This window comes from Thalassospira sp. TSL5-1 (assembly GCF_001907695.1).
Classification (GTDB): Bacteria; Pseudomonadota; Alphaproteobacteria; order Rhodospirillales; family Thalassospiraceae; genus Thalassospira.
Window position 1 is genome coordinate 91,955 of the sequence record NZ_KV880642.1, and the last position, 12,903, is coordinate 104,857.

The following is a 12,903-nucleotide window of genomic DNA, read 5'->3' on the forward strand; positions in this document are numbered from 1 at the left end:
GATGCCAGGCTGAGAGAGATCACGACCAGCTTCGGCGCCGGAAGGTAACTTGGACGGAACCGTTTGCGCCAAAACCTGGGATGAATATCCACATACGACTAACGCAAAAAGCGACGTTGCCGTAAGGCAACCGCGCATCATACCAATACTGTTTTTCAAACGATTCCCCCAAGAATCTGTAACTTAGCGCACAGTGCACTGCTGTCCCGGCAAACCCCCAGGAATAGGCCGAAACCAATCCTGACAACGGTATATATCATACACCCTTATGAATCTAGCATAGATACTATCGTATATATAGTGATTTTATAAACCGCACACCAATAGGTGTGCGAAGTAATTTCCCCCCAAAACCACACTGAATTTTCATGAAATTGGGCGACGTAATACCATTACGGCATTACAAATACCGCCACACTCCCATACAAAAATATGGGAAAGCCTATCCGAAATTGCTGATACAAAATGTCGTTAAGCGATTTTCAATTTGAGGAAGCATCCAACATCGAGAACAAAAAATGCTTTCTCAGTCGGATTGAAATTTTTTTGCGGTCGCAAAACCCGTTAGGGCAATCAAATTCTCTCCTTCAGAGAGGATTTTTCAGTCGTCCTTCCGTCAAAAATACTGTCTTTTTTGCCTTGAAAAAACGGATTAACCCAAGCAATTGACGGTGAGCGCACTATCGCAGTAGCCCCTTGCCACCCGCCGTCCTGCGCTGCATTGTTCAGCCAACATCCGAACCAATAGCCATCTATAACAGCCTAAAAATCGCAAATGCGATATGTGCAAAACATGTTTCCCGCCGAAAGCCCAATTCGGTTTCCAACCGAACAACACGCCGCGTGCCCTGCATCCTCCGGCTCCCAGCACGGCACAACATTTAAAAATCAGCGGATAATGAACTTGGACACACCAATCACCAGCAGGAACGGCATGAAGATAGAGACGCAAACAGATGCTCAATCCCATCGCCCTCCCCTTTTCGCCCCTACCCGGCAAAATTGCTGAATTTCGACTGTCGCAAAGAAAAAGCCCAAATCAAGTTTCAGGTCCGCTATTGCTTCAAGCAGCATCATCTCAAAATATATGCGTGGGTGACTTCCATGGGTTGCCAAGCGATAAAACGCGACAAATTTGAGTGAAGCGCACTTTCCTCCGTCCCGGATAGGAAAAATTAAGATACCTGATACAAGAATAGACCTGAAATTAGGTTGAGTTCCTTTACCTCAAAGCAGTCTGGTCGACCAAAAAACAACCTATCCCCACCTGACCATTAAGGATGCAGATAGGTACAAATACACCACAAGTTTTGCATTTCATTTATCATCTGAATAACATCAAAATAAAGTTATTCTTAAATTGATTACTGTTATATAATATATTGAATTTAAACCAATTTTGGTATTGAAACTTGCATATATGACACAAGGCTCTTTTGAAGAAAATCTCGCAAAGCTGCGTAAAGATCTGGCGGAAGACCGCGAGAAAATTTCCAGTGAAACAAGCGAAATTTACAGAGAAATCGCCACCTTTGCGCCGTCACAAACAACCAGCTCCAGCTCAACCCACCCTTCCGCCTATCTTGGTCTTGCGCTCGCGACGGAACGAAAACTGGGGCGATTGGCTGAGCGTCTTGGCAATATCGCAACATTGGAAAAATGTCGATTGGCCGCCGCCCTCCTGGAAGCATGTGAAGCCGTCACCGCAGAGGGACGCGGTGCAACGCCCCGGCGTCTTATGCAGTTCATGGCATATGAAGGTGATTCTTCATCACATTACGAAAACCTGATAGGCGCGATGGATGTTTTTGCTGCCAGTCGCAAGCCCACCTCAACATCAGAAGGCAGAATCACACCGGACCTGGTAAAGACCATTGCCACACGAACCAGCCTGAGATCCCGCAACTGGCTGTCCGATCAGGAGGCAATGGACTGGAACAAAGTCCTTCAGGAAAAAGAGGTCCCCTGCCCGATTGATATCAAAACGATCACGCAATTCAGCGATCAGATAAACACCCTAGACCAAGGCAATGGTATTATCGCGGTTGCCGATGCTATATATATTGTATCGAAATGGCTTTACGAACTTGATCTGGAATATAGTAATCTCGCACCTGACACCCGGCACCAAAATATATCGTTTGAAACGGAAAATCCTCAGACGATCTATTGGAACCGAACATCTCGACTGTTAATCCCATATATCGTCGCGCATTTTTGTGACGGAATATTCCTGCCGCTGATGTGTGGATTAGCCCTAAGCGAGTGCCAAGTCAAATTACGCCCACTATTCACGCAAAATGCTCCTGTAAAAAGTGCCCGCCCTCATACGCTTAAAGTCATCGCATCCGGCTTGGACAAGCTCGACCAAACAGAGAAACTTGTCAGCCAGCACTGGGGCAAGGCGGAAAAACTCGCAACAGATGGGCGCGGGACAAATCTATCGAAAATCACCACTCACCTTTTTGACAACGGAACCATATGCGTTGCCGATATTGTACAATTATGTGATTTAACACCTCAAGCTGCGCATTATCAGCTTAAACGGCTGCTTGAAGCAGGCCTCATTTCGCGTGGCCCCAGAGGGAAAGTTGGCGGCCATTATTTTCTTGATCTTCTGTTGCGCCTATAACCCCCTGCCCGTCCTCACAACGCCCAAACCAGTATCGCCGCCATTTAGGCAGCTTCCTGTTAGACACAAAGACTAACAAAATATTAACACTCCATTTTCCTTTCCAATATTTACTGTTAATATCGGTGCAAATGTGTTGTTCGGGTGCATATACGCAAGCACACATACCGTCCTTTGGAAAATCACAGCTTTAACCCTCTCACGTCAAAGCCCAAAGATCACTCCGCAAAATTCCAAGGTAAACAATTTAATTTCAAATAGTTAGATATACAGAATCGATTTTCGATAATCGATTTAACGTCTAATCGAGGACCGAAATACGATCATCAAATATCGACTGATCGAAAAATGTTCTTCGATTGAACGAAAAGCACATAATCGTGTAACGTTCAAACGATAAGCGTTAATCGAGTCTTGATTTAGCGATTAACGTCTGAACGACTCTCAATGATCGATTAACCGGAAAGCGAGTATCGATATCCGATATCCGCAAACGGACTAACCGTTGATCGAAAGAGCGAAAACTGAACTTCGGGAAAGCGATAGACGAAATACGCTTGCCGATTATCGTTTAAGTGAATTTCGATTTTGCATGTCACGTCTATCCGTGTTACGTATATCGATGACACGGAAATCAATAATCGCAAATCGGTTTTGGCATTATCGATTTGACGAATTTCGATATACGGAGGAGCGAAGAGTGATTTTTCGCTTAACGATTTTTCGGATTACGTCCCTACAACTTCCGAAATGCGGTTTTCGATGACCGGTATGTCGGAAATCAAATATCGGCTTCCCGATATACATTATCCGGCAGCCCGAAATGCGTAATCCGATCAATCGAAAAACGAAACAGGAGGTATCGATAAACCAGGATACGAAATACGGTACTCGAATCTCGATAAAGGAATACACGAAGATCGATAAACGCCCCTCGGAAAGACAAAATCCGAGCCACGCATACCGATAACTCCAAAACCGACACACGGTAATCGACCATCGGTTTTCGCATATCGATCCCCGGGAAATCAGTTCTCGATATCCGAAAACCGTATTGAAACCGCGACAACACACAAATCATCCAGGGTCAAGGAACCGACATGGCACGCTATAATTATGATTTGCCCTCAGACCTGATTGAAAAAGTGAAGGCCAAAGGCCCGATGGTCATTGCCACGCTGAATGAAAAGGGCGGCGTTGGAAAAACCACGCTGACATTTCAGGTCTGTGTTCACCTTGCCGAAGCCGGCCTAAAAGTTCTTGCCGTGGACCTTGATCCCCAGGGCAACCTGACCAAAACGACCCTGCGCTACGGCGAATTGCAACATGACCGCGTTTTCGATGATGTCGAAATTGACCGCGCCAATTCCATGAGCATTTTTTCCAATGCCAATGAACGGGTTAAACCATTGGCAGTTAGCGAAAACCTGGCGCTCAATACTGGTAACACCAACCTGGTCGCCCTGATGGGCATTCAGCATGATCTTTTGCTGGAGCTTGACGAATATCTGGCCCGGCAAACTGAATTTGACATCATGATAATCGATTGCCCGCCAACGCCGGGAAATCACGTCACTGCTGCGGCAATGGCCGCCGATTACGTGCTGTCCCCGGCCAATGCCGACGAATATTCGTCAGATGCCATCAAAAATGTGGTCAAAACCATTACCCGCTTCAAACGCAAATATAATCCGGGTCTTAACCTGCTAGGTGTCATTTTGAATGACGTCGATAACAGCTCGAAAATCAAAAAGGATTATGTCGAGCTAATGCGCGGGGAGGGGGCGGAGCCCGACGAATTTTATTACAGCATCCGAGACCGCGTGTTTGAAACCCGACTTGGCAAACGGGTGGCATTCCAGGAATCCCAAACCGTAGGCATGCCGATTACCCGCTATCAGCGCGGCACCGCAGCCGATGAAATGTACAGTTTTCTGCTCGAGCTTGTGACCCGACTGAGCAAGGAGGAAGCGTAATGGCGACAAAACCCAACTTTGCCCGTCTGGCCCGCCGCGAAAGGGTCAAAAAAGTGCCGCCCAGCCCTCAGGACCTGGCTGAAATCTGGAATCCGGATGACACGGACGACGATATCGCCAGCAACCTGTCCGAACAGGTGCCCGAGCCCGAACCGGAAGCAAAACAGCCCGAACCCGCTCCCGTCGTCGCTCAACCCCAGGCGACAACGCCGTCCGAAGCACCTACATCTCCGCAGCCAAGCAACAATGTGCATTCCGGCAAGGAATATATTGGCCTGCTGCGCATTGAAACCAAGGTAGACGAAGCAGTGGATCACGTCATCCGCATGCTGGTGCGCAAACGCAAAGCCCATTTGCAAAAGAATGATCCCTTGCCCGAAGGGGAAGAATACACCCGGGCAGATTTCATGCGCGAGGCGTTGATCCGTTTTTGTCGCGAACTTGACAGCAATTTCGATGATCGAATCGAATTGCAACGCAAAGTTATGGAAGAAGATTAAAAGTTCGTAACTTCGCGGACAAATCCACCTTGCCAATCGGCACATAAACAGCGGCTTTCCCCGGAAACGCCGCTGTTTTGACAGGTCTGCCATTGTCATCCGTGCCGCAAACGAGAGCTGTTCAAGAAACCGTCGATCCTTCCGAAACCTGGAACAGGGCGGGGCGGAGCAGGGCAGGGCGAGACAAAGTTCTGAACCCCAAACCAGCTTGATGTAGGGCCCTCAGTTCCTTGCCTGAGGGCGTAAAATGCCTATCATTCGGCATTTCACGGACAAAACCGGGTATATTCATCAAATGTCGCGCTGACAGGGGCCAAAGTCTGCTTGTTGTCCCCGTAAACAACGTTAAGGCATTCGCATTTCGTCCGCGATGTACCGATTCGACGGTCAAACGATTCGTTATTTCGCGGACAAACAGGCATTAACCTTTTGAAAATAAATCTTAAAGCAACACTTAAAGTAATAAAACGACCTATTTTCAACAGGTTAGAAAAATGCCTTTTCAAAAGCAGGCCAAGTCCCGTTTTATCAGGTCGTCACAACGCGGACAAAACCCTAAAAATCGCCCTGCAGGCCCTCTAAAAGGCGCCCTTAAAAAAATCGCCCAAAGAGAGATTGGAAAAATCTGACCGTGAAATGCCGAATATTCAAACGCATAAGGGTGTTCTTTCTCGTTACATCGCGGACACTTTTTCTCGTCACATCGCGGACGCTATAGAATCAAAACATTGATATATCGGGCAGATTTGACCAAACTCGTCACATCGCGGACAATTGGGGTAAAGGGACATAAACGTGGCGAGTTCACAACAGGTCGATCTGTTTCTGGATCAACTGGTAGATGGTGCCCCTTTCAAGGACGACCGGATGCTGATGGAGCATCCCTGGTTCTCGTTGACCAAGCAGCCCCGCCGGACCCCGTTTCACTATAGCCGGGGCGGGGTGGACATCCGCATAGAACCGGGCGCCAAAGGCATGGCGAACATCTATGACAAGGATTTGTTGATGTATCTTGGATCGATCATCAACGAAAAACTTGAACGCGGTGAAAAGGTTAGCGACCGAAAAATCACTTTTGCCGCACATGATTTCCTCCGCTCGACCAAACGCCAAACGTCCAAACGGGGATATACTCTTTTTCTCGATATGCTGGAACGCCTGGACGGGACGCGTGTGCGAACCAACGTTGAATCAGGCAATGACAAAATCCGCTCCGGTTTTGGCTGGATCGAAAGTTACCGTATCATCGAACGCAAAACCAAAAACGGCCGTTCCATCATGGCCGGCGTTGAAGTCACCCTCAATGAATGGATGTTCAAGGCGATTGTCATTGATCGACGGGTTCTGACCATCAGCCCGCGTTATTTCGACCTTTCCAAGGGGCTGGAACGGCGCATTTATGAACTTGCCCGCAAACATTGCGGCCAGCAGCGCAGTTGGCTGATCAGCATTCCCTCGCTGAAGGAAAAATGCGGCTCTGACCGCGAAGAACGCAAGTTTCGCGCCGATCTGGGCAAGATCATCGAGGATGGCAATATCCCCGATTATTCGCTGCGCATGGGCAAATCCGCCGATTTCGACAGCGCCTTTAAAAGCCGTAATCCCAAGGAATGGATGCTGGAGGTCCGTCCCATCCGTCCGCAAAGTGACGAAACACTTGATGCTGCAGCCAATCCGGCCGAGGAAAGCCCCGAAAAGCTGTTTGAACGGGGCGATGCCCAATTTCGGCCCAAGCCCCTTTCCATCCACGTCATCAATAATGCCCGTGAACGCTTCCCAGACTGGGATATAGACCATCTGGAGCGTGAATGGGCCAGTTCAAGCCAGAGAAACCAACTGGTCATCAAGGACCCGGAAAAGGCCTTCATGGCGTTTTGCGAACGCTATGTCGCCAATCGCAGCATCGATATGTAAGGCCATCTGTGGATAACTTTTGGCCCTTAACGGCATATCGCGGACCAAAGATCGGTACATCACGGACGATCAGTCGATACTTTGCGGTCGTGTTATTGCGGACGGGAGATTTGATACTTCGCGGACAATTGATCGGTACAACGCGGACGCCACAGCATCACTGACTCCTGAAAACACAAAGGAGTCTCATTTCCACGTAACTTATATAACTCTACTCTAACAATCTTTATTAACTCATATAACAAATCTAAGGTGTTTGGACGTTATATATGAATTAATCTTTTGTTAATAAATAAAACCATACAGCACGTTCCCTGTCCACAAGAAAAGCAGGAACCCGCTTTACCAGCCAACCAGTGTTCGTTTCAAAAAAGCCTTGTCAGGTTCCATATTTGGGAATATATCCCACATATGGAACAAACACAGCAAAACACCCTTGATCAGCAAATCGCAAGGCAGCTCCGTCATTTGCGACAACAGCAAACCTGGAGCCTGGACACGCTTGCCAGTAAAACCGGCATTAGCAAATCCACACTTTCCCGGTTGGAGAAAGCCGATGTCAGCCCGACAACAGATATGCTTGCCAAATTATGCAGTGCGTATTCGTTAACATTGTCACGGCTAATGCTGCTGATTGAAGAAGATTTTCAGCCTTATTACCCGGTCAAACAACAACCGGTCTGGACTGACCCTGAAACGGGCTTTATCCGGCGTTCACTATCACCACCAGCATCAACTCTGGCCGGTGAAGTTCTTGAGTGCACTATCCCTGCCAACACAACAATAACCTACGCCCAGCCCCCCAAAATCGGGCTTGAACATCATCTTGTTCTGCAAGAAGGGGAACTGACTTTATCCCTTGATAACAGGCATTACACGTTAAAGCCGGGAGACAGTCTTCGTTATCAGCTTACTGGAACAAGTTGCTTTCAAACACCGCCTGCGTCGGCGGCTCGCTACTACCTGTTTATTGTTTAAGAAAACCCATGCAAATCCATGACGTTAATCCCGACATCACGATAGAAAACTGCCAACCTGACCTGTTTGATCATTATCTTGATGACCTGGCACATCTTCTTCATGCCTGCATTTATGCAGGGGCCAGTATCAGTTTTATCCATCCCTTTGACATCGAAGCTGCCAGGGGTTTTTGGCAAAAAAGCGTCAGGCCCGGTGTTATCGCGGGAACCAGAAATGTCTTGGTGGTAAAGGTGAATGGCGCCATCGCGGGCTCGGTTCAGCTTGATTGTGATACACCGCCAAACCAGCAGCACCGTGCCGAAGTGGCAAAATTGCTGGTTCATCCGGATTATCGCCGCCAGGGCCTGGCAAAAAGGTTGATGGGGGCACTGGAAGATCTGGCAAAAACCCGTAAACGAACCCTGATCACCCTTGATACCCGTACAGGGGACAAGGCAGAACCGCTTTACCGCGCACTAGGATATCACACCGTTGGGTCCATCCCCGCTTTCGCCAAAGACCCGTTTACCGATAGCCTTGATCCAACCACGATCATGTATAAGCAGCTATAAGCTGCATCTGGGACTTTAATGCACAGACGGCAGGATATGATGAGGTCCGGTTAATCGTTTAACCGTGCTCGACCATCAAAATGTGCTCGGCAGTCAGGACCGTTTCATCATTTTGGTTTAAAACATCAATCCGTTCAATGACCTGGCCGAAATCAGGATGGTCTGTTTCAGCAACCAGACGGGAAACGGTGATGGCCGAATGCAGCGTGTCGCCAATGAAAACCGGACGGACAAAGCGGACCCGGTCATATCCCGATGAAAAAGCAACCGGATTGTTGCTGGTTTGCGACGCCAAGCCGACAGCAAAGGAAAAAACCAGGGTTCCATGCGCGATGCGACGTTTGAACTCGGTCGATTTGGCAAATTCGGCATCCATGTGATGGGGGGAGAAATCCCCTGTATGCCCGGCATGTACGACAATATCGGTTTCAGTAATCGTGCGGGCAGGGCTCTGGCGGACATCCCCCTTGTGGTAATCTTTGAAATATTGCTTTTTTTCCATGCCGCTTTTCGCCCCTTCACACAGGATTTTCATCCTGTTGCCCCTGTCTGATGAAATCAGCTGATTTTCTATCCTGCTTTTACCAACAGGCCTCAGATCTTGCAATTAATCCGGGGGAAACAATAGGGATCATGGTTGGTGAATGGCGGCGTAATGGTGCGGATCTTCGATCCATAATACGGAAATTCGGAAATCGATAATCGTTTTTTGTCTGCCAAAATATTGATAATAAATGATTCAATTAAGTTCTACTGAGTTATTACGGTATTTTAAATACGGTAAAATACCGACATTGGCGAGTTGGGCAAAGACCGATTGTTTTGGCCTCCGCCTGATCAACATTCGGTACATCACGGACATTCGATATGTCCGTGAAATGCCGATAGTTTTGGGAGTTTGCCCGTTAAATGGCATGAACCTGAGCCGGGATTCGTTTTGAAAACCTGATTTTCGGCACCTTTTCGCACAATCGCGTGAAACAGGCAGGTGTAGCGATGTGTATCGCAGTCTGCGCGACGGTTCCTGTAACCTCATGATTTATTTTGGTAATTCGCGTTTCAAATGAAAAACATGAAACGCACTTCAAAACAAATGTTTCAAAGTTATCTTGAATGAAACACTTGTTGTTTTGTTTCGCACGATATGACTAAATTTCCATCATTGTGCAGAAGCAAGCAGGACGAATATGCCAGCATATGATGATTTCCGCGAAAAACTGATTGACCAATATGATGCGATGAGCCCACAGCTTCAGCGTGCGGCACGTTATATGCTGGATCATCCTGATGATGTTGCTCTTAAATCGATGCGCGCGCTGGCAATAGCTGCCGATGTGCCGGCCAGCACCCTTGTCCGGCTCATGAAAACCATCGGCATTGCCAGTTATCAGGAGTTTCGGTTGAGCTTTCAAAACCGATTGCGCGATATACCGGCCAGTTACACGGGGCGTGCACGACAATTGCAGCATCGTGGCACAGTTGCGGAAACCACCGGAAGTGATGGTGATGATACCTCTCTCGAAACCAGCAACACGACCGAAACAACCCTGATTGATGAAATTCTGCAGCAGGAGCTGGGCAATCTTGCGCATTCTTATGGGCCCGGGATGCGCTCTGCCCTGCGCGATGCCTGTATGCTTATTGAAAATGCCCGGCACGTTTTTGTGCTGGGGCGGCGCGGCGCGTTTCCTGCTGCCTTTCAATTTGCCTACGCCTATCGGTTTTTTGCCGACAATCTGACACTGGTTGATGGTGCCGCAGGCACATTTGGCGATCAATTGCGTGGTATGGGGCGGCGTGATGTTCTGTTGGCGGTCAGCCTGAGCCCCTATGCCAATGACAGCCTGCATGTGGTGGATTATGCGCTGACGCAAAAAACCGCCGTCATTAGTGTCACGGACTCAGATGTTTCCCCACTGGCGCGTCATGCCAGTGCTAACCTGCTAATTGCCGATGCCTCCCCATCGTTTTTTCAAAGTTTTACCGCAGCCACATCAATAATGCAGGCGCTGGTTGCCCTTTTGGTGGCACGCGGCGGTGAACCTGCACTTCAACAAATTGCCCGGGCCGAAAAACAGCTTTCGGCTTTCGAGACATACTGGCAGGACGCCAGTCCCAAACGGAACACAAGATCATGACAACACATGTTTTACATCGTAACAGCCTTGTTCAGCCGCCGCGCGCCGTTGCGGGCGAGGGGATTTATATCATTGATGAAAACGGCAAACGGTATCTTGATGCGTCGGGCGGGGCGGCTGTTTCGTGCCTGGGGCATTCGGACCCGGATGTGCGGGCCGCGATTATTGAGCAGGTTGGAAAACTTGCCTACGCCCATTCCGGTTTCTTTTCATCCGATCCAATGGAAGAACTGGCTGACGACCTGATTGCCCATGCCGCGGCCGGTATGGAAAAGGTGTATTTTGTTTCCGGCGGGTCCGAGGCGGTTGAGGCTGCCCTGAAAATGGCGAGGCAATATTTTCTGGAAATTGGCGAGCCGGAGCGCAAATTTGTTATTGCCCGCCGACAGAGCTATCACGGCAATACGCTGGGCGCGCTTTCGGTTGGTGGAAATATGTGGCGCAGACGGCAGTTTGAACCCCTGTTGATCGATGCCAGCCATGTTTCGCCCTGTTATGCCTATCGTGACCAGCAAATGGGCGAAACAGCCGAAGATTATGGATTGCGGGTGGCAAACGAGCTTGAAGACGCGATCCTGAAGCTGGGGGCAGGCCAGGTTGCCGCCTTTGTTGCCGAGCCGGTTGTGGGTGCAACATCGGGTGCGGTTGCTGCCGTGCCGGGCTATTTCAAACGCATTCGCGACATATGCGACCAGTACGGTGTTTTGTTGATCCTTGATGAAGTGATGTGTGGCATGGGGCGCACCGGTACGCTTCATGCGATTGAGCAGGAAGGTATCTCGGGCGATTTGCAAACGATTGCCAAGGGCCTTGGTGCGGGCTATCAGCCGATTGGTGCGGTACTGGTTTCAGGCAAAATTGACCGGGCCATTGCCAATGGCAGCGGGTTTTTTCAGCATGGGCATACCTATCAGGGCCATGCAACCGCCTGTGCTGCCGCCCTGGCAACCCAGCGGGCCATTCGGGGCAGGGGGCTTTTAGCAAATGTCGTAAAACAGGGGGAAACCCTGCAAAATGCGCTGATGACGCGCTTTGCCGATCATCCCTATATAGGTGATATTCGTGGGCGTGGTTTGTTTCGCGGTGTTGAATTTGTCGCCGATCGAACAACAAAACAGCCCTTTGACCCGTCCCTGAAAATTCATGCCAAAATCAAGAAAACCGCCTTTGAAAACGGGCTGATGTGCTATCCGATGGGCGGTACGATTGACGGGCAGCGCGGGGATCATGTGTTGTTTGCGCCGCCCTATATTGTGAAGGAAGAACAGATTGACGACATCGTGACCCTGTTTGCCAAAACTGTGGATCAGGTCTTTTCAGCAAAGGGGCAGAAATGAGCCTTTATGCACAAACACCCGCCATCCTGGCTGTTGCCCCGAACGGCGCGCGCAAAATGCCAGCCGATTATCCGGGTTTGCCGATTACACCGGAAGATATTGCCCGCGAGGCGCGGGCCTGCCTTGAGGCTGGGGCATCGGTTATTCATTTGCATGTCCGAGATGATGAAGGCGGTCATAGCCTGGATACCGGGCGCTACCGTGAAGCGATACAGGAAATTCGCGCAGCCGTTGGCGAGGATATGCTGATACAGGTTACAAGCGAGGCGGTTGGCATTTATGAGGCCGACGCCCAGATGGCGATGGTGCGTGAATTGGTGCCCGAGGCGGTGTCGCTGGCCATTCGCGAAGTGGCACCAGAAGGTTGTGATGAAGGGGAATTTTCGGCTTTTTGTGCTTTCATGCGCGAGGCGGATATTTTGCCACAATTTATCCTGTATGCGCCGGAGGATTTTGCGCGATATGCCGATCTGGTGGCGCGTGGTGTTATCCCTGGCCGGGGTTTTCCGCTGTTATATGTGTTGGGGCGTTATACCGAGGGGCAAAAATCCAGCCCAATTGATTTGCTGGCGTTTTTGGCGGCACCCGTTTTGCGCGACTACCCGCCGCTGGTGTCAAACTGGATGATGTGCGCCTTCGGACAACATGAAAACGCCTGTGCGATGGCGGCAATCGCGCTTGGCGGTCATGCCCGGATCGGTTTTGAAAATAATACCCTTTTGGTGGATGGAACGCCTGCCCCGTCCAATGCGGCGTTGATTGATCAGGTAAAAAAGGGTGTTTTGATGCTGGGGCGCCCGCTGGCGGGTGCAAAAGTAGCGCGCAAGTTGCTTCGTCCGGCGTGGTAATATCAAAAAAAGTTGAAAAACCTGTG

General features: G+C 49.5%; 10 protein-coding genes. 9 read left to right on the forward strand and 1 reads right to left on the reverse strand.

The window, feature by feature from the left end; genetic code table 11:
- The first annotated feature begins 1,420 nt into the window (after positions 1–1,420).
- The 6 genes from LF95_RS21145 (at position 1,421) to LF95_RS21170 (ending at position 8,554) form a co-directional block, all read left to right on the forward strand.
- Positions 1,421–2,632 carry a winged helix-turn-helix domain-containing protein gene (locus LF95_RS21145; protein WP_073957195.1) on the forward strand — a complete coding sequence of 404 codons (1,212 nt, stop codon included), beginning with the start codon at positions 1,421–1,423 and terminating at the stop codon, positions 2,630–2,632.
- Between the two features lie 1,100 nt (positions 2,633–3,732).
- On the forward strand, positions 3,733–4,608 hold the full coding sequence (locus LF95_RS21150; RefSeq protein ID WP_073957196.1) for a ParA family protein: 876 nt from the start codon (positions 3,733–3,735) through the stop codon (positions 4,606–4,608).
- Positions 4,608–5,108: a hypothetical protein gene (locus LF95_RS21155; RefSeq protein WP_073957197.1), complete on the forward strand. Its 501-nt coding sequence runs from the start codon at positions 4,608–4,610 to the stop codon at positions 5,106–5,108. Before LF95_RS21150 ends, LF95_RS21155 begins: the two co-directional genes overlap by 1 nt.
- Positions 5,109–5,903: 795 nt before the next feature.
- Complete coding sequence (locus LF95_RS21160) at positions 5,904–7,022, forward strand: replication initiator protein A (protein ID WP_073957198.1); 1,119 nt, start codon at positions 5,904–5,906, stop codon at positions 7,020–7,022.
- 411 nt (positions 7,023–7,433) lie between these two features.
- Positions 7,434–8,000: a helix-turn-helix domain-containing protein gene (locus tag LF95_RS21165; protein ID WP_073957199.1), complete on the forward strand. Its 567-nt coding sequence runs from the start codon at positions 7,434–7,436 to the stop codon at positions 7,998–8,000.
- Positions 8,001–8,008: 8 nt separating this feature from the next.
- Positions 8,009–8,554: a GNAT family N-acetyltransferase gene (locus tag LF95_RS21170; protein ID WP_083607870.1), complete on the forward strand. Its 546-nt coding sequence runs from the start codon at positions 8,009–8,011 to the stop codon at positions 8,552–8,554.
- 58 nt (positions 8,555–8,612) lie between these two features.
- Here the strand turns inward: LF95_RS21170 and LF95_RS21175 are convergent, their stop codons facing one another.
- Entirely contained in the window at positions 8,613–9,089 is a 477-nt protein-coding gene (locus tag LF95_RS21175; RefSeq protein WP_215905723.1) for a MaoC family dehydratase, read from the reverse strand.
- 652 nt (positions 9,090–9,741) lie between these two features.
- On the opposite strand from LF95_RS21175, the gene LF95_RS21180 reads away from it, so the two are divergent.
- Genes LF95_RS21180 through LF95_RS21190 form a run of 3 tightly spaced genes read left to right on the forward strand, consistent with a single transcriptional unit; the run spans position 9,742 to position 12,877 of the window.
- Entirely contained in the window at positions 9,742–10,692 is a 951-nt protein-coding gene (locus LF95_RS21180) for a MurR/RpiR family transcriptional regulator (RefSeq protein ID WP_073957200.1), read from the forward strand.
- Complete coding sequence (locus tag LF95_RS21185) at positions 10,689–12,029, forward strand: aspartate aminotransferase family protein (RefSeq protein WP_083607871.1); 1,341 nt, start codon at positions 10,689–10,691, stop codon at positions 12,027–12,029. The genes LF95_RS21180 and LF95_RS21185 overlap by 4 nt, the downstream gene beginning before the upstream one ends.
- Complete coding sequence (locus LF95_RS21190) at positions 12,026–12,877, forward strand: beta-keto acid cleavage family enzyme (RefSeq protein WP_073957202.1); 852 nt, start codon at positions 12,026–12,028, stop codon at positions 12,875–12,877. Before LF95_RS21185 ends, LF95_RS21190 begins: the two co-directional genes overlap by 4 nt.
- The last annotated feature ends 26 nt before the right edge of the window (positions 12,878–12,903 follow it).